General features: G+C 48.4%; 18 protein-coding genes. 5 read left to right on the forward strand and 13 right to left on the reverse strand.

What is annotated here, in order from left to right:
* Positions 1-13: 13 nt before the first annotated feature.
* The 7 genes from NG792_RS01400 to NG792_RS01430 form a co-directional block, all read right to left on the reverse strand.
* Positions 14-790 carry a DUF2267 domain-containing protein gene (locus NG792_RS01400; protein ID WP_261200570.1) on the reverse strand — a complete coding sequence of 259 codons (777 nt, stop codon included), beginning with the start codon at positions 788-790 and terminating at the stop codon, positions 14-16.
* Positions 791-1,407: 617 nt separating this feature from the next.
* Complete coding sequence (locus NG792_RS01405) at positions 1,408-4,428, reverse strand: glycoside hydrolase family 10-like protein (protein WP_261234243.1); 3,021 nt, start codon at positions 4,426-4,428, stop codon at positions 1,408-1,410.
* Positions 4,429-4,641: 213 nt separating this feature from the next.
* Entirely contained in the window at positions 4,642-5,049 is a 408-nt protein-coding gene (locus tag NG792_RS01410) for a hypothetical protein (RefSeq protein ID WP_261234244.1), read from the reverse strand.
* Positions 5,050-5,451: 402 nt separating this feature from the next.
* A complete protein-coding gene (locus tag NG792_RS01415) occupies positions 5,452-5,700 on the reverse strand; it encodes a DUF4926 domain-containing protein (protein WP_261201779.1) in 249 nt (82 codons plus the stop codon).
* Positions 5,701-5,858: 158 nt separating this feature from the next.
* Complete coding sequence (locus tag NG792_RS01420) at positions 5,859-6,134, reverse strand: DUF2281 domain-containing protein (protein WP_261234245.1); 276 nt, start codon at positions 6,132-6,134, stop codon at positions 5,859-5,861.
* Positions 6,135-6,168: 34 nt separating this feature from the next.
* Complete coding sequence (locus NG792_RS01425) at positions 6,169-8,967, reverse strand: class I SAM-dependent DNA methyltransferase (protein WP_261234246.1); 2,799 nt, start codon at positions 8,965-8,967, stop codon at positions 6,169-6,171.
* A 118-nt stretch (positions 8,968-9,085) separates the two neighbouring features.
* The gene (locus NG792_RS01430) at positions 9,086-10,003 is read right to left on the reverse strand and encodes an Rpn family recombination-promoting nuclease/putative transposase (RefSeq protein ID WP_261201776.1); all 918 of its coding nucleotides are present in this window, start codon (positions 10,001-10,003) and stop codon (positions 9,086-9,088) included.
* 253 nt (positions 10,004-10,256) lie between these two features.
* Between NG792_RS01430 and NG792_RS01435 the strand changes: the two genes are divergently transcribed.
* Together NG792_RS01435 and NG792_RS01440 are read left to right on the forward strand one after the other, a co-directional pair.
* Entirely contained in the window at positions 10,257-10,673 is a 417-nt protein-coding gene (locus NG792_RS01435; protein WP_261234247.1) for a XisH family protein, read from the forward strand.
* Positions 10,661-11,008: a XisI protein gene (locus NG792_RS01440; RefSeq protein ID WP_261234248.1), complete on the forward strand. Its 348-nt coding sequence runs from the start codon at positions 10,661-10,663 to the stop codon at positions 11,006-11,008. Before NG792_RS01435 ends, NG792_RS01440 begins: the two co-directional genes overlap by 13 nt.
* A gap of 41 nt (positions 11,009-11,049) precedes the next feature.
* Here the strand turns inward: NG792_RS01440 and NG792_RS01445 are convergent, their stop codons facing one another.
* Entirely contained in the window at positions 11,050-12,303 is a 1,254-nt protein-coding gene (locus tag NG792_RS01445; protein ID WP_261234249.1) for a GIY-YIG nuclease family protein, read from the reverse strand.
* On the reverse strand, positions 12,296-13,015 hold the full coding sequence (locus NG792_RS01450; protein ID WP_261234250.1) for a Uma2 family endonuclease: 720 nt from the start codon (positions 13,013-13,015) through the stop codon (positions 12,296-12,298). Before NG792_RS01450 ends, NG792_RS01445 begins: the two co-directional genes overlap by 8 nt.
* A 354-nt stretch (positions 13,016-13,369) precedes the next feature.
* Between NG792_RS01450 and NG792_RS01455 the strand changes: the two genes are divergently transcribed.
* Complete coding sequence (locus tag NG792_RS01455) at positions 13,370-14,779, forward strand: tetratricopeptide repeat protein (protein WP_261234251.1); 1,410 nt, start codon at positions 13,370-13,372, stop codon at positions 14,777-14,779.
* 13 nt (positions 14,780-14,792) lie between these two features.
* On the opposite strand, the gene NG792_RS01460 is transcribed toward NG792_RS01455, so the two are convergent.
* On the reverse strand, positions 14,793-15,029 hold the full coding sequence (locus NG792_RS01460; RefSeq protein ID WP_261234252.1) for a hypothetical protein: 237 nt from the start codon (positions 15,027-15,029) through the stop codon (positions 14,793-14,795).
* Positions 15,030-15,258: 229 nt separating this feature from the next.
* Entirely contained in the window at positions 15,259-17,961 is a 2,703-nt protein-coding gene (locus NG792_RS01465; protein WP_261201768.1) for a DEAD/DEAH box helicase, read from the reverse strand.
* Positions 17,962-18,080: 119 nt separating this feature from the next.
* Here NG792_RS01465 and NG792_RS01470 point away from each other — a divergent pair, with 119 nt between their 5' ends.
* Positions 18,081-18,314: a hypothetical protein gene (locus tag NG792_RS01470; protein ID WP_261234253.1), complete on the forward strand. Its 234-nt coding sequence runs from the start codon at positions 18,081-18,083 to the stop codon at positions 18,312-18,314.
* Positions 18,315-18,426: 112 nt separating this feature from the next.
* Here NG792_RS01470 and NG792_RS01475 read toward each other — a convergent pair whose 3' ends face one another.
* On the reverse strand, positions 18,427-20,652 hold the full coding sequence (locus NG792_RS01475) for a tetratricopeptide repeat protein (protein WP_261234254.1): 2,226 nt from the start codon (positions 20,650-20,652) through the stop codon (positions 18,427-18,429).
* A 292-nt stretch (positions 20,653-20,944) separates the two neighbouring features.
* On the reverse strand, positions 20,945-21,124 hold the full coding sequence (gene psb34, locus NG792_RS01480) for a photosystem II assembly protein Psb34 (protein ID WP_261201766.1): 180 nt from the start codon (positions 21,122-21,124) through the stop codon (positions 20,945-20,947).
* Between the two features lie 131 nt (positions 21,125-21,255).
* On the opposite strand from psb34, the gene NG792_RS01485 reads away from it, so the two are divergent.
* On the forward strand, positions 21,256-21,444 hold the full coding sequence (locus tag NG792_RS01485; RefSeq protein ID WP_261234255.1) for a hypothetical protein: 189 nt from the start codon (positions 21,256-21,258) through the stop codon (positions 21,442-21,444).
* Positions 21,445-21,546: the final 102 nt, after the last annotated feature.

Here is a 21,546-nt window from a genome sequence, read left to right on the forward strand (position 1 = left end):
ATCACCATCAGATTTAGGCTTGATTCCAGAGTTGCTTCACCTTACCGGGTAACCATTGGGAAATTTCGGCAATTCGCTCACTGGAAAGTTGCTCTTTGGTGGCTGAAAATACGGCTTTAACCACTCGTTCTGCGTCCGTGAATTCCGGCATAGAACCTTCCTGAGCAATCCGGAATAAAAAGCGATCGTCTTTAATAATTAAAGGCTGACGAATTCGGCTGATAAATCCCACAAAAGGATTCGTATCTTTCCACAAATCTGCAACTTCCATTTGCAGAGTTTTATCGGCAGTTGGCTGGGCTTCAGTATGCAGTTCGGCAGCAACGCGATCGGCAGCTTCAGTGGTCATCACATCCCGCATTACCCGATACACCACCACGGTCAAATCCCGGGCATCAAAGATATCATTCAGGTTCGCTTCTAGCATCACCTTTTCCAGAAATCCCACATTCTCCGTAGCAATGGGAGAACCCGGACGGCCAAACCCATCAGCCGGAGAATGAGACTCCATTTTTTTAAGGGTTTGGCGACCTTTTTCGGTTAATGTGGCTTGTTCCAAAATAATCGGAGAGGGTGAATTTGCATCCTCTGGATTGCCACCAACCTGAGCCTTAATATAGGCTTTTTCGTTCAAGTAGTCTAAATTGTCGAGCAATTCTTTTTTGGTGACTTCTTGCTCAGAAAAATCCGTCAAATTCAAGTTGACTTGAGCATCTTTTTGATTTTGGCTGCTTTCCTTAATTTTTTTCAAAACGATGTAAGCTACATCATCTCGGAGTCCGATTGTCATAAAATTCTCCAAAGTTTTTTAACCTACAATTCCTAGCTGCGATCGCCCTGTTAATTCCCCTGACTTCAGCAAGTTAACATCCAGGCCGAATCTACCCTATCCGGTAAAATTCTGCCGCTGCCGCTAACCCCTGATTTCCAAGCGAAAATTGGATGTAAGTTAATTAAAAACTTATCTCCGGGCAATGTACTAAGGATTGCTGACATTTATTTAGTCTTTCCCTACCTTATCGTTTGGGCTAGAGAAAATCCTCTGTCTGTAGGATGACAAGCCCTTCAGCCTACAGAAGGAAGTTAGGGAGTCTGAGACTTCTATTGGCCTCGGCTAAACTGGGGGGAATTTAAGCATAAATCTCCTTGAAACAGCTTAAAATTATTTAAAAACCTCTCCACTTCCTGGTGAGGGGGCTTCTGCCGCGTCCCCCTCTGAAGGAGGCTCTGCCTCCAGTTCCCCAGCAAGGGCTAATCCCTGCCTATTGTACCTGTCCCGGCTTCAACTCTACAGGTACAATAGGCAGGGATTAGCCGCAAAGAATGCGTGAAGTGGCTTCAGCCCGGTCACGAGGATAATACTTATTAATCGTAAAAACCCACTGTTATAAGCCCCGTGATCCCCAGTTATCGTTGTAATAGGAACTGATCGCCGTAACTTAATAAATCCTCCAGGGTTTGGAGACGATTTTCCCAAGTTTGAATCTGATAGGGTTTTTGCAAGGAATAGAGATTCATCCAACTCCGAAACTGCCCGCGAAATTCCCTCAAAACCGAACGGGCTTGCTCAAGATTGGGATCGGAAGGATCACTCGCCAACTGTTCTAAGGCTTGAGTTAATTGCAATCCCTTCTCGTCAAACTTGTTAAAGTCAGTTTCTCTCATAGATAACTCTTCGGTATCCCGCAAAAATTGCCATTCTCGTTGCAATCCGGCAAATCGAGCAGCGGCTGTTGCAAAGGGTTCGCGGTAGGGAATGGGAGTGCGATCGCCCAAGGCAGAAGGTCCTTGAGTTCGCTGAAAAATCCCATTCAACTCCGGGTTAAGATTTTCCGCCGCAAACAGCGCATATCCTCCCACGGACTGATTCCTTAATGCCTGGATTTGGTCTACTGCAATAATCTCCGGTAGATCCAGCAGACGAATCGCCGGTAAGATTAAAGCCGCACCCAAGTCCTCCTGATTAATCCAAGGTTGTGCCAACTGTTCCAGACGGTTGGTATCCATTGCATAAGTCATGGGTACAACTAAGTCAACATCCCCGCGACGGGCCCATTCTTCCCAGTTTTGTTGAATTTTGTTGCGGCGATCGTGAGGATTCAACGGAAACACCGCCACAGATAAAATTACGTCAGAACGCACAGTCCGCAGCAGTTGAGAGGCATCAGCAACAAAACTATCAATTTGACGCACCCGAAAATCGGTCCATTGCTGCCACAAATCGCGATCGCCAGGACTAATCGTCATCGGGTCCACGCCGGTTATATTCTGAAACTCCTGCCGTGCAACCTTGCCATATCCATAACTGCGTTCCGCACTTGGGTCCTGAAAAGGATATCGAATATAATCTAACTGCACCCCATCCACGTCATACCGAGTCGCAATTTCCTCTAAAAGGTTTAACAGATAACTGCGAACTTCAGGATTTGCCGGGTCCAGAAAAGGCTTAGTTTGTCCTGGGGGAATCATCTGTCCCTCGTTCGTATAACCCGCCCAATCGGGATGAGCAGCAATTACAGGACCGGGATAATTCGGGGCTAAATTGAGTAAAACATTGTGTCGCTGATTTCCGGCGGCAAAAGTCCAGATCCAAGCGTGTAACTCCATGCCGCGATCGTGAGCTAGTTTGACCGCTACAGCTAGGGGGTCCCAATTTGCGGCAATTAAGGGATTTTGCTGCGGTGCTACCTGGGAGGGATAAATGGGATATCCGGCATTGATGGTTTCAAAAAATACCGTATTAATCCCAGCAGCAGCAAGATTGTCAAAAATCCGGGCTAGACCCTGTTCTGACCCCGCCCGCACAATGGAACCGCGATCTAACCAGATTGCGCGGATTTCCGGTTGAGCGAGTACGCCGTTGGTGGGATAGTTTTCCCAAAGCAAATCGCGAATTTCCACCCATTTAGCCCTAGCACCGGCATAGTCCTGTTGCTGAACCAATTGGGGGAATTCCAACAACATAGATCGCGCCGTGGCGATCGCCTCATGGGTGGGGACAAACGCCTGTTCTATCTGGGCGATCGCCTCCCCAGTTTCCGTCTGTGTCTTCTCCCCCACCGCTTCCAGGGATGCAGAAGCGACGGCAAATTTATCCGTCATCTCCTCATCTGTCTCCAAACCAGCTTGTTCAGGACCTTGAGCATGGACGGAGGCTGTAATCAGCGAGCTTTCCACCCGTCCTAACAGATTTTCCAATTCTTGCCGCATCTCGATCGCCTGGAACGAGGGAATCGGCAATGGCCCTTGCTCCACCCTCAGCCCCGGAGGTGCCGTTTCTTCCGCCGGATCCAGCCCAGGCGGGGAAACCGCTTCTACTCCTGTGGTTCCAGACGGGGAGGGAACCGCACTCCCAGGAAATGACGGAAGAGTATCCCCAGGAGAGGGACGCGCCGGTGCTTGGGGGGCTGGCGCAGGTGCAGGAACCGGACTACTAGCGGGGGCCGCTTCTGGCTGTTGCCTCCGTTGCATCTGAGCTTCCCGCAATTGTTCTGCCTCGCTTTGGGCGGAAGATGACGGGGCCTGGGATGGGGGTTCAGTGGTGGTATTCTGCTCACCCGCTACGGTGCGATTGACTATGGGTCCCCGTTGGAGTTCACTTCGCAGGAGGGCCGCCCGTAACCAGGCGCTGTCATACTCTACATCCGCATGATTGCCCCATTCCCAGCCAAAAAACGTCGTGCGATCGCTAACCAGAACCGCAGGATTTCCCGGTGCGGGACCCCAGGTGGTCATCACTTCCGTGTTATAGCCACTCGGCGCTAAAATTCCCCCAGGAATGGCGATGCGGTTGACCTCTGGGGGAATCCAATTGGAGGGACAAAGCATTTCAGTCCGGCAATAAAGGGGTTCCATCGGCGTGGGTTCGGACAACTCACCTTGCCAAGTTCCTCCCAGGGTGGCGGTTAAAGCATGACGAATCCCTGTTGCGGAGTTCACCCCTAACGGTCCTGAGACGATCGCATGAACCCCTTGACTGAGTAAACTTTCCAGGGCGAGGGCCTGTTCCACAGTCCAGGTGGAAATATTGGGGATAAACAGGACTGTAATATTGGCCTCTTGGGCATCATCCAACAGGCGATCGAGTTGAATCGTATCATAGGCCAATCCTGCGGCCCGTAAGCGGGCATCGATCGCCTCCCATTGGGCTTCATTTTCCGAACTGCGGACCACCCCTAAGCGCAACGCCGAGTTTTCCGTGAGGGGTTGGGAGGGAACTCGACCCGGAGTCGTTTCCGGTGCAGTTTGACTGAGGGAGGTCTCTGGAATCCTGGCCCCTCCTGGAGTCGGCTGTGCGATCGCCCCGGAGACGGGGGTATTCAGTAACCCCAAACTTGTCACTAAGGTTCCGATTATCCATTGCCCTAGGTTGGAAATCGACTGCACCTTTCTCAAAGATTTTCGCAGATGATAACGGCGATCACTCATCACACTGTTGTTCCTTATTCCTGGGTCAAGACAGTAAGGAGCAATTCTAACAACTTTGGGAACGAATCCGATAGACTGCCTCCCGATGAAAGGCAACCCTCACCCTAAATCCCTCTGCCTTCCAGGGGAGAGATTTAGGTTGAGGGCCTCCTGGCTGGGGAGAAGGGGATGAGGGCCGACTGTCCAAATTGGGATGCTCCCCCCTAACTGGATTCAGTTATTATCTACGGGATATCCAGTGAAGCGAGAATACTGCACGTTCCCTGATAGATTGGAGTCTTCTATAGCGGCTACTCCCTTAAGTTTTTTCTCGAAATAAATCACCCCACCAATCTGGTTCTCTACCCAAAAGCTCCCATGAATAAACTCATATTCAGGAATTCTAATTAGCAAAAGGTTGTGGGGGTCTTTCTTAAACAGTTTCTGAGTGAGGAGCGGGATGATTTTTTTCAAAAAAGGATGATCAACTGGTCCACCAAAATCCAGAAATTCGGGATGATCGGCAAATCTGTCCATATAAAAATTCCACAACTTCCCTAAATCTTTTTCGCGATCGACCCTTAACTGGAGTTCTCTTAATTTATGCAGACTAAAGGAGGGTTGGGGGCTAGACTTAGGCATGACTAATTTATCCTGATTACTAAGATGGACTCCTGATTCCATAGATACGAGGCAAGACTGGATTGCGAGTTTGATATCCTCCGGGTGTTGCTTTTTAGGAGGCAGTCCGCCCTTTGGACATAGCGGGTGCTGACCGCTGTTTAGGGGGCGATCGCATAGATGGGCGAGTTAAGGGTTAGACTAACATAAAAAAATGCAACAATCAAGGAGGTTAGAACAAGTAACAGTCACTGACGAGGGTTCAGCATTTGCTCCAGAGACTCCCCTAAACCTAAAATCCAATAGCTGTTATCCAATCCAAATTATTTCTCAAGAAAAACCCACGGAACCAACGGATAAAAATGCTGGAAACCGGCGATAAGATAGGGCCGAAACGTATAGCACCTTCTGTTGCAGCTAGTATCAACTCGCCTTGGCTAAAGAACGAACGGTCAGGATTTCGTCAGGACGTAAAACTTCTACTATAGATAGGGGGACTGCAATTACTGCAAGAGACTCACCCACCGCATTAAATACTTCTAAAATACAGCCTTCTTCACCATTACTGGGATGAGGGACGAAATCAATCAGGGTTGCGATATCCCCGGCTCTAAGGTTATATTCTGGTAAATCACAGGTTAAGGCAACTTCTTGGTATAGTTCTAGGGTCATGTTCAATTCTCCTTAATGGGGACGACTGGTAGCACTAACCTTTCATTGGTATTCTGAGCAACCGTGAGCACTCGTTTATGGTTACGATCGCGAAGCGTCCCGGAGGGAATCGCTCTGATCCGTCAAAGCAAACAAAAAACTGGTATCGAGTATTGCCGTCATGACTCATCTCCTGGTTTGCTGCTCCAGCCATGAATTGAATCAATTTCATTATGTAGAATTTCCTCGTCATGATCTGAAGTGTCGGGTTGTCCGGATTTTCCTAAACCAGCGATCGCCAATAGGAAGTTTTGCTGAGGTGAATCAGTGCGCTGCTGCTGGACTGTTTTATAACGTAGGTAGTCAATAAAGCTGGCAAGCTCAGTCAGCACTTCATCCGGTAGAGCATTGACCGCCTCGATTAAATTTTGCCGTTCTACACTTGTTTTAGACATGGCTGGTATCTCCGTAGGTGTAAGTTTTTTACGATTATTTATCTTTTTTGCGTTGAGCAGACTTTTTCCCTGGCTTTTGTTGGCTGGTCATTTTAGTATAAAGCTCAAACAGCTTTTCTAGGCGTTCGGTGTCGTTTTTGAAGCGGCGACCGATGTAGATGCGTTCGATAATTTCATCATTGCGATCGTGCGCTTCCCGGACTAGGGGGAATTCGCTATCCATGCGTTCTGGGTCGTACATATCGGCAATTGTAGCAGGGAAATAATGCTCTCGGGCTAATAGGATTTGTTCCGCGCAACGGGTCATATCGATTTTGTTTTGTTCCGTTAGAGTGGGAACAGGGAAGGTATTCCAGCCGAGAGTGCTGGAGTAAGAAAAATCGGTTCTCATCCGGACGCAAACGGTACCAATCCAGACCCAATGGAGGCGCGAGGCGATTAGCGCCATGTTCCAGAGGGGTGCATTGTACAGAGCAAAATTGCGATCGCCGATTACGTCGCGATCACTCAAGATTCCTACAGGTAAAATCGGTCTATTCTCTGAAGTGACTCTAGGAATTACAATCATGTATGTTTTCGCTGTATTCATTTCGCGAAACTGATGAGAGCTATTAGCCATAGCATTCGCTCCTTTGTCGCGACTTGCCAGCCGTATTTTACGCACCGTTTCAATTCGCTCTCGAATCGGTTCGATGGTCAATGCCTCCTCCAAATATTCATCCTCAATCCACAGGCAATAGCGAGATAAACCCCGAATAAATTCCGCAGATCCATAGATCCTTCTGATAAATCTTTCCCGTTGCTCTTTGCTTAGATTAAGCCTATTTACCTCCTCAGAAGAAAGCAGCAAGTTCCCCCCATCATAAGGGGTATTGCCTCTTAGCATTTCAAAAATATCGCCCAACGGCTTCGCTGCTTTTTCAACGATCACGTTAGATCCAGCAACCAAATAAGCATTAATATTTTCAGTTTCTTTCACAACTGTCTTACCCTGATCCTCAAGAGAAAACAAGTAGCGCACTTTATGAGCATGATTAGAAATCCCCACAATAACCACCGTCACCCCAGCGTTATGACTCGCCAAATTCGCCCATTTAAACGAGGTATGTGCGAAAGCAATCTCATGTCCTGTTTCAAAAATTAGCGGCCATAAAATCGGCACTTGTTGCCCCTGACAAATCGAATTAGTCGAGACAAAAGCCGCCGCAGAATTAGTCTGAGTTCCATAATCTGCCGCTTTCATAAACCAACCAGACACATAATCCAGCGACTTCCAGAGTTTTGTTCGATGCTCAAAAACACGTTTTAAATCGTTCTTCTGTTCAGTCGTTTGCCAAGTCGAACCCAAATAAGGCGGATTCCCACAAATATAAGTTTCTCCCCCCTCATTTTCAAAATCAATCTCTGCCTCGTCCCGCATTTCCCCCCACAAATCCAAATCCTCACGCTGCACCTTCACCCCCGTTCCCGTGGGTGGACACCAACTCAACCAATCCAACCGCAAGGCATTCCCACAAGTAATCCAATTCTCCTGTTTCGGTGGTAGAAACTCCAACAACGCCAACTGCGGCCCCCGATACAACACATCACACTGAAACTCGGCAATAATCAACGCTAACCGGGTAATTTCTGCGGCAAAATTGCGAATTTCAATCCCCCGAAAATTGGTTAAGGGAATCTCAGAACACTGTTCCAATTCCCCCCGACGGTGGTTAATTTCCGCCTCAATCTTCCGCATTTCCTTATAAGCAATTACCAGAAAATTCCCCGAACCACAAGCGGGGTCAAACACCCGAATTCGCGCTATTCGTTGCCGCAAATTCAACAACTTCCGGCGATTATCCCCCGCGTCCTCCAACTGACTGCGTAAATCATCCAAAAACAACGGATTTAGCACTTTGAGAATATTCGGCACACTGGTATAGTGCATCCCCAAAGCGCCGCGTTCCTCCTCATCCGCCACCGCTTGAATCATCGACCCAAAAATATCGGGATTAATCTTTTTCCAGTCCAGATTCCCTACATGAAGCAAATAAGAACGGGCAATTTTGTTAAAACGCGGCACTTCCAAACTGCCAGAAAATAGCCCCCCATTCACATAAGGAAACCGATCCGCCCAACTGCGAATCCCCAACCCCTCTCGTTCCTTCAGGGGAGTGCTCATCGCCCGAAACACCTCCGAGAGCACCTCATGGGTATTAGAAGCATCGGTTGCACTCATTTGGGCGATCGTCTGGGTAAACAATCCCTCACTATGGAAAATATTTGTATCCTCCGCAAAGAAGCAGAAAATCAGCCGCGCCATAAAATGATTGAACTCTTCCTGACGTTCCGCCTTATTCCAGTCTGGATTCTGCTTCTGTAACTCCAAATATAGCCGATTCAGGCGACCCGTTGCCTTGATATCAAAAGCATTCTCGCGGATTTGCCGTACTGTGGTAATCCCCGCCAAAGCCAGGAAAAACCCAAAATGGTCGGAAAAATTCTGGTATTCACAAGCAATTGTTTCCCCATCCGCCAGATTTTCCGCCTCAAAACTTTTGCCGTCCGTCGCCAGAATAAACTTAGCTTTATACCGACTCGTAGCGGCACTCTCCCGCAACGCTGTCAGAGTAACAGTGACTTCCCCTTCCGCGCACACTTTCACATGAATATTGTTACGCTGAAGCACCCCACCGGGTAAATCCGATTGATTGGAGTTCCCACTTTTGATCCGCTTGATCGTCGTCGCTTTGTTCCCAAACGCTTCCAGGAAAGCAAAGGGGAATTTTTCGGCGTCAAAAGGTGCTTCTGCGAGTTGGGAAACGGCTTCTTCGATTTCAACGGCGTTCATAGTTATAGATAAAAAAGATTGGGGTTATTATACGGAATTGCGCTTTAACCCGCAGGCTGAAGCCCGGAGGCTATACAGACGAAGCCCGCCTGCGCGGGCTAATATAAAAAACTGACTTTTAATCATGGGTTATGTCTTGCCGTAAAGTGGCGATCGCTTCCAAACTTAATCCGGTAGCTTGGGCGATCGCCTCATCATTCAGTTGACCCAGTAAGTTTCGAGCAACGTCCAGTTTTCCTTGTTCGATTCCTTGTTCGATTCCTTGTTCGATTCCTTGTTCGATTCCTTGTTCAATTCCTTGTTTCCGTCCTTGTTCAAGCCCTTGCTCAAGTCCCAATGCGATCGCACCCTGTTGGTCATAAATAAACATTTCCCGCCGTTCCAAATCTTCTAATTCCTCTAGGGTTAATCCCGCTTGATTGGCAATTTCAAAGGCTTGATTGAGTTCGGCGATATCATCCATATTTTCAGGAATTGAAGTGAGCGATCGGGCATACTTCATAAAATAAATCCATTTGTCTGTCAGCGTTTCCAGCTCGTTCAGTTCTTTAGTAAACTTCGGCAATTCCACAAAGACTAACTCCATCTCATTCTCTGGGTAATGCCAGCCTTCAGACTTCTCTCGATAGACAAAGCGGGAAATCAATTGATTCTGTCCCGGAAACATCTCAAAATCAGTTAAAGTCAAAGCAATCACCGGCTTCAGGTATCGATAACCTTGTCCCCGTTGCAATTGAAACGCATAAGTTTTAGCCGCATTAAACAAGACCCGCTTTCCAAAAGATTGCACATTTAAAACCTGCATTTCCACAATCACAAATGTGCCGTCATTAAGCTGGGCTTTAACATCCAGATAGGTATCTTTTAACCCTTCCAGTTGAGGGGGCAAATTAGGATTAATGATTTCCAAGTCTTGAATAGTCGGATTGCCATCATAGACCAAAGCATTGAGAAAACTGATTAAAATGTTCTTGCTTTGTGCCGAACCAAAGATTTTTTTAAAAGCGTAGTCGGTTTTGGGGTTAATAAATCTCATAGCCAGCCTACCCAAATTTTTTTAATTAATTGTAGCATAACTGGACTCTTTTGAAATGCCACCTGTGTCTAGTTCCTGGGGAGTTTCCATCCCAGTTCGCTTCTAGGCGGGTGACTGATTCATCCAATTGTGTCCGATGCCGAATCCGCTCTCAACCCAGTCCTTCTAGCCCCTCAGAGGTTCAAACTCTTGGGCGCTATGATAGCTTGGTATAATCAGTTTGGATAGCATCGGGTTTATGCGATCGTCTATTATGGCTAAAGATCGTTTTCATCAAGTTGTTAAGACAGCTCTCGAATCAGATGGGTGGACTGTCACTCACGATCCCCTTGAGATTAAAGTCGGTGGGGTAGATATGGAGATTGATTTAGGGGCAGAACGATTACTAGCGGCAGAGCGCGGAAATGATAAAATTGCGGTGGAAGTCAAAAGTTTTTTGGCGAGGGCATCGGCAATTTCCGAGTTTCATACAGCGTTGGGGCAGTTTATTAACTATCGGGCTGCTTTACGCCGTGAAGACCCCGAGCGCATCCTCTATCTGGCTATCCCTAATCTAGTCTATCACACTTTCTTTCAACGGGAATTTCCGGCCTCAATGTTGCAAGAAAATTCTGTAAAACTCATCGTTTACAATATTGAATTGGAGCGAATTTTGCTATGGAAGGAGTGACAGGTAAATTAAAAAAATATCAACAAATTGTGCAAAAATTGTTGATGGGTTATGCAGAAAGTAAGCCAGCTTATGGTGAGATTGAGGTAGAGACTATTTTTGATACCCAACAAAATCATTATCAAATTGTCCATTTTGGTTGGCATCATGAGCGCTGGATTCATCAGGGTGTCATTCATTTAGATATCCGCAATGAAAAAATTTGGATTTTTTGCAATTCAACAGAGCATGATGTTGCGGAAGATTTAGTCAATTTGGGTGTCCCAAAGCAAGATATTGTGCTGGGCTTTTACCCTCCTTTTATGCGGAAAATGAGTGACTATGCAGTCGGCTGAAAGTAGAAGAAACACAGCAGTATAAGCACATTAATGTATTCTTATACTCTAATAAGACTGGCTGTTTCCCGCTCATATCGGAATTGCTCAATGGTGCCGTCCTGGATTTTGGCGATCGCCTCCTCAATAGCTGCCAACGGCACGAGGAACCACTCTCTGGGCTTGACTGGCATATCAAAGCGATCGCGCAATTCCAACTCTAATCGCGCACTGGCGAAAAACTTCTGCAAAATTGCCTCTAGTTTTTTCCGGTTAATATTGGCAAGTTTAAACGTTGCCACAATTTCCACATCGGCTAACAAATAGGTCGGGTCTTGCTTAGCGTTAGCAATTCGCTTTTTAACATTCCCACCCCTCACCCCAATTTTATGAATAATCAACCGATTCTGAGCAATAAAAGGATGTTCCGACTCACTCCGCAAAACATAAATATAACCCGTCGGTAATTCCTCTTCTGCCTCCACTTCGGGTTCAGCCTGAAAAGAAAATAACGGGCCTAAATCCAGCTTAGTAATGCGACGGCTCTTTTTATCTTTATTTAAAGCGCGCTGGAATGACCTAAACAGGGGATTACTCTCAGTACCATTGTCATAAATCACCCGCATCCGGCAATTTTTAAGACCATACTCACTGATAAACATCTCTCCCATCTCAGCCACCAAAACCTTTTGTCCATCAAGAATAAACAAATCCTCGGTATTAATTGTGGCATTATCTTGATATTTCACCGTTTGCCGTTCCCCAGTTTTTAACTGACGGGCAACTTCCTCAAAGAGGGGTTTAAATTCATCAAAATCCTCGCAGGAAAAGCGCTGGGCCACTTCCTCCGCTGCCTTGATTTCTCGACGCGATTTGCCTGCGGCAATGCTGCGCGATCGCACATGAGTTAACTGAGTAACATCGTTTTCTGAAGCCGCATCAACCCCCACAGAAGCCAACAGCACCGCATCAATGTCGTCTGCTTCCAGGTTTTCTTCTAAAGTCCAATTAGCATCATTTCCCGCATTTAAAAGCCCTTGGGAGTCCAGAGGTTTTAGGAGGGCGCGACATTCCGCCAATTCTCGCAGGCGATCGAGGCGCACCGCATAAAGGCGATCAAAAATATTCCGATCCTCCCCATGTTGAGGCAGTCTACCTGTTTTGGCGACAAACCGCTCAATTTCGTCAAAACCTGCGATAATCCGCTCTTCTCGGGGAGAATGTTGGCGAGTGGGTTCCGGGGCGATATCTATCCCCAACTCAGCCAACAATTCTAAATCTTCATCGGTGGCAGATTTGGGTGTGGATTTAGGCATTGTTTTCCTCCTGGTGTTCAAATTCAGCAATGCCGTCCTGTTGTTGTGGCGGGTTTTGTAACTGTTGAATTAACCAATTGGCGGCAGCAGTGTTGGTTTCCGTGTTCAGTTGTTCTAGGGTTTGTTCTAAAAGGGCGATCGGCAACCCCGTCAACACTTGGGACTGCGCGATCGCTTCATAATGCCCCAAGGGAGTCAAGCCAAAGGCAAAAATCCGCCGTCCTTTGACATCAACCACCCAATATTCAGGAATCCCTAAGCTGGCGTAGAGTTGCTTTTGTTCATCCAGGTCAAGAGTGAGGGTCGTATCGGCAATTTCCCCCACCAGGTCGGGCAAACGGTGGCGACGCAAGTCAATCCGGCGCGGTTCTCCGGGTTGCCATCTGGGAATATTATCACCCTTGTACAACACTAAATCTGGCGCACAGGCGTGGGTATCCGGGCGTTCAATGACACAGCGGCCATAAGATTGCAAGACAAACTCAGGGTGTAGAAATACCCAAACAAAGAAAATTGCCGTCATCAAATCACTGAAGGAAGCATGATTTGGTCCTTCTTTGCCCATATCTATCCACAACCATCCTTGATGAAATGAGATTTTTTGCCAGTCTATATCGGGGTTATCCCGGATAGCCACATAGTCTTGCCAGGTGGCGTTGTGCTGTTGGAGGATGGAGTTGGGTGGGGTGGGTTTTTCTAGGGAGAGGGTCATGGATTGTCACCTCCAGATGAGCTATAAATTGATTTTAGGCATTTTTTTCCTCCTTAACTTTCCGTAGTAGGAAAGCAATCCCTATCAAATAAACCGTGTTCGATACTCAGCTTATCTTGCACAAAAGCTGTCACCCGTTCGGTTAAGTCTCAGGAATCCTTTTGGCTGGTGGAGTGGGATGCGCGATCGCCCCGGGGATTGGGGTACTCATACTCTATCCGGTTGTGATAGAGCTTTAAAAACCGGATGGAGTATCAAAAACGGATGAGTTTTGTCAGTCCCAACCACAGTAAAATCAGGATATCCCAAATTCGGGTAGGCGTTCCATAGACCAACGAGCAGGCGGTAGGAAAAATGGGTCAACAGGGTAAGGACTTAGAGATTGAGTTAGAGTTGCAGCAATTGCGTCAGGCGATGGAGATGGATTTAAAGTTAGAGCAGTTGCCTGAGGCGATCGCAGCGCCACTGGCAGAACAATTGGCGCAAACTGAGGCAGACGATCGCCCAGAAGGGTCACCGAATCCAGTCGCGTCACCATCTTCCCGGAAACCCAAAGCATTTATCGCCGCGATCGCCTTGTTGGGTTTTGTGGTGGGGGGAAGTGCGATCGCCGCACTCAAGGTCCAGCAGTGGGCGCTAACCACCTCAACAACCATTGGCACTGAGATAGAAACAGCGCAAAAAACGTTAAATATTGATTTCCTGAAACAGCACCGCCAAACCCTCCAAACTGCCACGGTTATCCTAGAAAAAATTCCTAATTTACCGGGGTTCAACTATCAACAAGCTCAGGCTAATTTACCCCAATTGCGATCGCTCCAAACTACGGTACAACTGAACCTAACCGCCACGGAACGCCTCAAACTAGCAGAAACCCTGGCAATGGAAGCCGCAGTGCTTGTTCAAAATCCTCCTCATCCGCTGGAAGTTTGGGCCAAAGCACGGGAGAAATGGCAGGAAGCGATCGGGCATTTACAGAGCATTTCACCGGATAGCATTGTCAGTTCAACCGCTCAACAAAAGTTATCAAGTTATCAAACTAATTTGACCATCATTAACCAACGAATGGCGACTGCTCAAAAAGCGGTAGGCTTTAATAATCGAGGCGCTGCGGAAATTAGTAAACGAGACTATAGGCGAGCCATTCAATATTTTAACCAGGCGATCGCCCTGAATGCCAGTCAACCGGAAGCCTACATCGGACAAGGAATCGCTTACTCAGAACTCGGAAATAATCTCCAAGCCATTCAACACTACGACAAAGCTATCCAACTCAATCCTAACTTTGCCGAAGCCTACTACAACCGAGGTTTATCTCATTATGAACTCGGAAATGAGGAAAAAGCACTAGAAGACTACAATCTCGCGATTCAGAACCAGCCCAATTATGCACAAGCTTATCTGGAACGAGGTGGCGCTCACTATGCCCTAAAAGACCCCTCCACAGCAATGGCAGACTTCCAGCAAGCCGCCCAACTGTTTTCTCAGCAAGGGGATACCCAAAATCACAAATTAGCCCAAAAAATCATCGACTATTTGCAAGCGACAACAGAATCCAATTCCGATGAAAGCGATCAAGCAGACTATCAAGAATGTTGGGACGCTTGGGGAAATCCCTGCAATGAAATTCATTATTATGTACCCCCCAGAACCTCCAAGAATTCCGGTGGGGTGAACGTTCCCAACCCCGAAGAGAACTCCAACTCCATTCGCACCCCCTCTCGCACTCGGGGAGGTAGCTTCCGCAGTCGGCGAAGGCGGTAATTGATCTGGAGTTTTATTCTTTCGGCCATTCTTCTAACCCAGCTTCCGCTAATGCTTGTAACTCTGGCTCTTCTTCATAGATTTCCGCATAAAGGGCGGCTGATTCTTGTAATTTAGCTGATTCTAAAGCCGATCGCAATCTTTGCAGCGCTGTCATAACAAGCGCCCTCGAATCTTGAAACCCATAGTCTTGGAACTGTTCAACAAATTGGCTGATTGAATCATCCAGTTTAAATGTATATTCTTTCACCTTCTCAATCCTCTCGAACGAAACGGCTAATCAACAAAGTCGTTTTTCTTTCTGACGCCGCGCAGGCGGGCTTCGTTTGTAGAGCCAGACCCTTGAGGGTGCGGGTTTTTATTGATCATTATTAATGCGGCATCAGGGATAAAACCTAACCCTCCCCGATATCTTGGGGAGGGCGATCGCACCCCCAAACCTGTAGCGTTTGAGGAGCCTTCAAATCCCCGCCAATGGCTTAATCCACTGTCTCATTCACCGGGAAGCGATTAATCAACTGAATCGCCCGATAAGCATTCACCTTCAACCCCTCAGAAATGTGAGGGACATAGGGAATTTGAGACAAGAAATCCAAAGTCCGGCGCAACATTCGCACAATATCACCCTCATCTAAACTCGTATTCGCACAGAGTTCGGTCCATTCCACCCCAAGCGCCCACTCTTCCACGATCGCAATTAATTGCCGTTCTAACCAAATCGGTAGTGCTACTCGATGGCGGTGTTGCAGTTGAAACAGTTGTCGTCGTTCTCCTTGGAGTTGCGACAAGGCCCCCTCCACCTCTCGGGACAGATTATAATTCGTCCAATTATCAGGACGGGAAACCTCTGTCACCAAGGCGGCACAAGCACAAGCAAACTGATGGGGTTCTAACCATTCTAAACAGCCAGACATCAGGGCTAATCCCAGCCATAACTCGTTATCTCCCCGAATCGCCGCCGCACTTTCTCCCAGGGGAGTCACCTCAAAAGTCAGGTTTTCAATCGCCTCTTCATCGCCATCGGTTTGGGTTTCCAACTGTCGTAAACATCCCACCTGTTGCAGAATGTTAATCAAATCCAGAAACTCTTCCCAGTGAGCGGTGAGATGGCTATCCAGCTTGTTTTTGACCTTGCTGAGGTCGCTTTCTAGCTTCTTATAGCGTTTGAAATGTTTAACCAGAGTGCCAGGATGTCCATATTGATTGAGAGGATGGTCCTTGAGTTGAGCATCCAGGGCCGCAATTCGTCCCTCCTGTTCCACTACTTCTGGGGCATAAAAGGTGGGAACTTCCAGGGGAATCAACTGGGCGATCGCTGCTGTATCTTCATTTCCCTTGCGGGATTGTCCCGGTTTGAGGATCAATTCTCCCGGGGGTAACGGGGATTCAAATTGATTCCACCTCGGTAGCGGTTCATGCAATTCCACCACATCCAGTCCCGTCCCCACATACCAGCGATTGCTTTGACTCAAGCAGACCAAAATCGGCGATTTCCCCGGTCCCGGTGCTTTGGCCACCAAAACCGCCAAAATAGGCTCTTTGGTGACAATATGACGGCCTTTGAGACTGAGCAATTGTCCCGGTTCAGCGGTAGAAAGGGCCTGCGCGGCGATCGTCCGAGTGGATTCTAAAGCTTGCTCCTCTAAGGTTTTGAGCAGTTGCCGTTCCACCTTCATGCGATCGCGTAATTTTTGATATCCCTTGCACAGGTCCTCATCCACCCCCTGCAACTGCTTTTTGAGACTGGCTAATTCCTGGGTTTGTTTGGAAATATCTTGCAATTTCGGTTGCAGGTGCAGGGTTGCCAAATACTGCCCAAAACTCGATTCCACCAGTTCTTTGGTTTCCTCTAAGGTATGGGTTTGCAGCAAATTTAACACCATCCCATAAGTGGGAGTAAACTGACTCACTAACGGATCCGGTCCCACCGTGGCTAAGTAGGACGCTTCTTTTGCCCCTTCAAATCGGGTCTGAACGGTGACCACATAGCCCCGTTCATCCATCCCTCGACGACCGGCTCTACCGGACATTTGCAGGAATTCTGAGGCTTTTAAGAGTCGATGTCCATCATCGGTCCGCTTGGATAAACTGGAAATCACTGTCGTTCGCGCAGGCATATTAATTCCTGCCGCCAGGGTTTCTGTAGCAAAGACGACTTTAATTAAACCCGCCTGAAACAGTTCTTCGACTAATCCTTTCCAGGCGGGTAAAATTCCGGCATGATGGGCAGCGATTCCCCGGAGGAGGGGTTGCAGTTGTCCCGTGCGTTCTGCTTCTGGGTTTTTGGCTAGAAATTCATGGACTCGTTTGTGCAGTTGTGCCGCTTCTTGGGGCGTCACCAGACTCAGGTCAGAGACTTGGGCAACTGCATCATCACAACGCCGACGACTGAAGATAAAGTAAATCGCCGGAAGCATATCCTGCTCATGCAAATGGGTCAATAACTCAATTAACCCCGGTTCATCTCGATTCGACCCTCTGCCTTTCCCTGGGGTTTTAATCAGGCGCTGGTTAATCTTGGTATGATCTTTACTCAGCAGGGGAAACAGTCCCTTGGCGCTGCAAAAGTAAAATTCTAGGGGAACGGGTCGATAATCCGAGTAAATTAACTGGGTGGGTCCATGTACCTGGGAGATCCATTCGGTTAACTGTCCAGCGTTGGCAACGGTGGCCGAGAGGGCGACAAGCTGAATTTCCGGAGGACAGTAGATGATTGATTCTTCCCAGACGGTGCCCCGTTGGCGATCGTTCATGTAGTGGCATTCGTCCAGAACTACCGCCTCGACTCCATGTAAGGAAGTCCCCACGGCCCCAATGGAGGTACCGTAGAGCATATTTCTAAAAATTTCCGTGGTCATCACCAACACTGCTGCATCCCGGTTGATGGAGATATCCCCGGTGAGCAGTCCCACGTTTTCCTCTCCAAACTGTTGCCGAAAGTCGCGCAGTTTTTGGTTAGAGAGGGCTTTGAGGGGGGTGGTGTAAAAGACTCGTCCACCCCGTTTTAAGGCGCGGTGGATGGTGTATTCTCCGATTAAGGTTTTCCCGGAACCCGTGGGCGCACAAACCACCACGGACCGGCCTGCTTCTAAGGCGGCGATCGCCTCATGCTGAAATCGATCTAACGCAAAGGGAAACAGGTTGTTTGACTCAAATTTTTTCAAGATAGGGGTACTGTTCACGCCCAAAAATTCCTAGTGATTTTGTTTACTGTTTTTTCCAATCGGTTTGCCCGGGTCGCTCGTGTGATCTAGCGGTTGCTTTCCTTAGCAGTCGGATAGGTTTTTTTAGGGTTCTCCTGATGCTGCCCCTAGAATTTGCTCGCTTCCCAATTGCTGGACCGATTTTGGCGGGGTTTGCCCGTTGGCTGGCTCTCTCCCCGGCTTCTTTATTAAAATCCCATTATTCTTTGGTGATTATTATAGCAATCTTCTGGGTCATCCTTCGACTTGAGTTTATAGCTGTTCTGTTTGCAAAAAATCTACGGGTCATCTCGCCAATTCTTGGCTTTTATTGTTTAATTTTTGAATTATGACATTCGGGGTTTTCCTTGTACAGGTATCCCCTGGCTTCCGGTCTCTCCAGTCTCTTTAACTTGTTCGCTATTAACACTTGTCAACCTTCAAAGAGAGATAGACGAAACTGGGTTACAAGCGGCGCATGAGTTCGCTTAACAGGGAACCGGGGACTCGCGATAATGCCCGAGTTTGGCCCTCGATGCCAAATTCCGCATAAATGGTGCGAACAATTTGGACAATATAGGCCCAGGCATTTTGATGGCGTTCCGGTTGGTCTTGAGTGGCAGTCGCCCCTTGGATATAATGATCCAGTGCGGCATGGAGATGTTGAGCGCGGCAGGTGGCATCGGGGATAGCGTTGGTTTGGGTCACCAGTTGATAATGAGCCAATCCCAAGTTTGTATGAGCGGCAATCAAATCAAAGGCTAGTATTTTTGGCGCAGAAGACTCACCCCCGCCCTGGTGACAGAGTGTTTCTCCCAAGGTAATGGCGGCATCGTAGGCGGCGATCGCCTCAGTTAAAAATTCTGCCCTCAGTTCGGGTTCCGATTGCGAGTGATTGGCCAGATGCCAATAGGCGGTTCCTAAATTATTTTGAGTCGCAGCATGAGCCGCCGGAATTGTCTGTTTTGTCCGATACATTAAAGCAATCTGATAAGCGGCGATCGCCAGCATCAGATAATCTTTGGGTTTTTCATACTGGGCTAAATTCCAATAGGCTGTGCCCAAATTATTTTGAATCATCCCATATTCTAGGGGCTGTTCCGATCGCGAGTGATGGCGCAACGCTTCACTATAGGCCGAAACCGCTTGTTTTAAATTCTCCACCGCATCCCGATGTTGGGCCAAGTTCCAATAGGCCGTTCCCAAATTATTCTGAGTCGCCGCATAAGGCCGCATATCCCCACCGGGTTCCCCCTTGCGATAGTCTAAGGCTTGTTGGTAGGCCAGGATGGAACGCTGTAAATTTTCCTGACGGTCTTGATACCGGGCCAATTCGCTATAGACTGCCCCTAAATTATTCTGAATCCGCGCCCAGACAGCCGGTTGGGCCTCCGCATCCAGATGTTGCAATCCTTGGTGATAGAGTTCAACTGCCTTGAATAAGTTGGCGAGTTTCTCCTCCGGTTGCGATGGATAACGCGATCGCATCCAGTGACAATTTCCCAAGTCATTCGCCAGATCCCCCCACTCCGGCGCATCCTTCTCCATCAAGGCGATCGCCTCTTGGTATGCCAGAATTGCCAGGGTCAGATATTGCGGCAACAACTCCGGGTCCACTGTCGCCCCATTTTGATTCCCGCTACTCCCCTGGGATAACCTATCTCGATAGAACGAACCCAATTTTAGATAAGCATGAGCCAGTTCCCCCCGAGAGGTCCCGCTCTGGTGCAGTTGTTCCACCTGTTCCAACAGCGTCACGGGGAGGGTATTGGCCGCAGAAGGCACTAATTCAGCCTTGACATCGGCGCTGATTCGTGCATTAACCGTGGCCCAGACTAATTCCACCAGCTTTGCTGGAGGTTTGGGAGGGGATGGGGGAGATGGGGGAGATGGGGGGGATGGGGGAGATGGGGGAGATGGGAGAGAGAGGGGGGAGATAGGGGCGGTGAGGAGGGGAGTGGGGGTTTTGAGGGGGAGGTAGTCGCCTTCTGTCTCTCGGTGGGATTGTTCTAATGGGAGTAATGGTCGTGGTGGGGGATTTTCCTGGGGTAACCGGGGGATGACGGGGGATGCTTCAATGGTGGTTTGACTGTACTCTGGAGACTGGGCGACGGGGGTGGGTTCGCCCTCAAACTCAAAGAGTCCCGTGCGACAGTGCCAAAATTGGGGTGCAGATTGGGCAATGGTTCGACCCCAGGGACGGGAGACCCAGAGTAAAATACTACAAGAAAACAGGCGATCGCCTGGATCACTCAAGCGGCCCTCACTCGCCTCTAAGTCCGCCAAAAACGACCATTGCACCGCTGGAGTTGCCTTGGTTAATTTTTCCAACCCAAGGACCTGAAACACCGGCAAAGGCGATCGCGGATCTGGCAAAGGATGACGAGTGATCCATGCCTCAATTTGGGCGACAGGATTGGGGTCCTGAAGATTTAACTCCAAACTGACCAATCGAGGATATTCCGATTGCCGAGTTTTCCCGCCTCCATTCTCCTGGGGTTCCCCGCTGCCACAATCCGCTTTCAAATCCGCAGCTAAACCCTTTGCCAAGCGGTTTCGCAGGGGCAAGTCATCACACACCGCCACAAAGATTTGACGGCGTAAATTCAGACTCAGCGCCAGTTTAAGCTGCTTGTAGGTTTGCCGATTAACGTCCAAAACTGTTAGGGGAAGAATATCCGTTACGATCATCGTATCAGGATCACGAGTGCAGGGAATAAGGGTGCAAACTCTGCCGAGGGTACACTTAACACTTAACTCCAGCGGCAAAGTTGGCGTGAACAGATACTCTTTCCAGGAGTTCCTCAAAGGTTCAGGAGGGATAACACCTGGGCGATCGTCCGGAAAAATTCCCAGAAAAAAAGACTGAAGTCTTTACTACAAACATTCAAAAATAACGTCAGTCATCTCCTGCTTTGTTCGTAGTGACGACTTCAGTCGTCTCCCCTTGTTCATACAACCAGGTTTAAAAAGGCTGTTCTAATTAGCTAAGGTTAGAAATCGAGGCAGCTAAGACCACTAAACCGCTGACTAATAAAAGGCCCAAAACCGCCTGGACCACGTAGTTACGTTTTTCCGTGGTCGTTGGAGGGGTGGCGGTGTACATTTTCGGCTCTTTTGCAAAATTATTGAGCAATCCGCCTTCATCTTCACTATAGGGCATTTGTTAAAACCTCAGTCTTTCTACCTACCTAATTTTACTTTATCAGATGACGGTAAAGATTGATCCCGCAATCATCATCAATTTTAGGGAAGGCGAGTACCGGGTTTGGTCCCATCCTGGGAACGGGGAGGATGGGGGAGATGGGGGAGATAGGGGAGATAGGGGAGATAGGGGAGATGGGGGAGATAGGGGAGATAGGGGAGATAGGGGAGATAGGGGAGATGGGGGAGATAGGGGAGATAGGGGAGATGGGGGAGATGGGGGAGATGGGGGAGATAGGGGAGATAGGGGAGATAGGGGAGATAGGGTGGAAACGATAGCAAGTCGTTATCCTCCCCATCCTCCCCATCCTCCCCATCCTCCCCCAAACCTGCGGGAACACTGCCCCGCCCTTACCGTTATAGATAGAGAGAGAGTAAGTA

Source organism: Laspinema olomoucense D3b (assembly GCF_025370785.1).
Taxonomy (GTDB): domain Bacteria; phylum Cyanobacteriota; class Cyanobacteriia; order Cyanobacteriales; family Laspinemataceae; genus Laspinema; species Laspinema olomoucense.

Bases quoted from the DNA above. Each gene is read 5' to 3' on its own strand.
- NG792_RS01450 (WP_261234250.1), bottom strand. From the start codon at position 13,015: ATGACCCTCTCCCTAGAAAAACCCACCCCACCCAACTCCATCCTCCAA.
- NG792_RS01400 (WP_261200570.1), bottom strand. From the start codon at position 790: ATGACAATCGGACTCCGAGATGATGTAGCTTACATCGTTTTGAAAAAA.
- NG792_RS01475 (WP_261234254.1), bottom strand. From the start codon at position 20,652: ATGATCGTAACGGATATTCTTCCCCTAACAGTTTTGGACGTTAATCGG.
- NG792_RS01440 (WP_261234248.1), top strand. From the start codon at position 10,661: ATGGAAGGAGTGACAGGTAAATTAAAAAAATATCAACAAATTGTGCAA.
- NG792_RS01430 (WP_261201776.1), bottom strand. From the start codon at position 10,003: ATGAGATTTATTAACCCCAAAACCGACTACGCTTTTAAAAAAATCTTT.
- NG792_RS01410 (WP_261234244.1), bottom strand. From the start codon at position 5,049: ATGCCTAAGTCTAGCCCCCAACCCTCCTTTAGTCTGCATAAATTAAGA.
- NG792_RS01470 (WP_261234253.1), top strand. From the start codon at position 18,081: ATGCTGCCCCTAGAATTTGCTCGCTTCCCAATTGCTGGACCGATTTTG.
- NG792_RS01405 (WP_261234243.1), bottom strand. From the start codon at position 4,428: ATGAGTGATCGCCGTTATCATCTGCGAAAATCTTTGAGAAAGGTGCAG.
- NG792_RS01415 (WP_261201779.1), bottom strand. From the start codon at position 5,700: ATGACCCTAGAACTATACCAAGAAGTTGCCTTAACCTGTGATTTACCA.
- NG792_RS01445 (WP_261234249.1), bottom strand. From the start codon at position 12,303: ATGCCTAAATCCACACCCAAATCTGCCACCGATGAAGATTTAGAATTG.
- NG792_RS01455 (WP_261234251.1), top strand. From the start codon at position 13,370: ATGGGTCAACAGGGTAAGGACTTAGAGATTGAGTTAGAGTTGCAGCAA.
- NG792_RS01435 (WP_261234247.1), top strand. From the start codon at position 10,257: ATGGCTAAAGATCGTTTTCATCAAGTTGTTAAGACAGCTCTCGAATCA.
- NG792_RS01420 (WP_261234245.1), bottom strand. From the start codon at position 6,134: ATGTCTAAAACAAGTGTAGAACGGCAAAATTTAATCGAGGCGGTCAAT.
- psb34 (WP_261201766.1), bottom strand. From the start codon at position 21,124: ATGCCCTATAGTGAAGATGAAGGCGGATTGCTCAATAATTTTGCAAAA.
- NG792_RS01425 (WP_261234246.1), bottom strand. From the start codon at position 8,967: ATGAACGCCGTTGAAATCGAAGAAGCCGTTTCCCAACTCGCAGAAGCA.
- NG792_RS01485 (WP_261234255.1), top strand. From the start codon at position 21,256: ATGGGGGAGATGGGGGAGATAGGGGAGATAGGGGAGATAGGGGAGATG.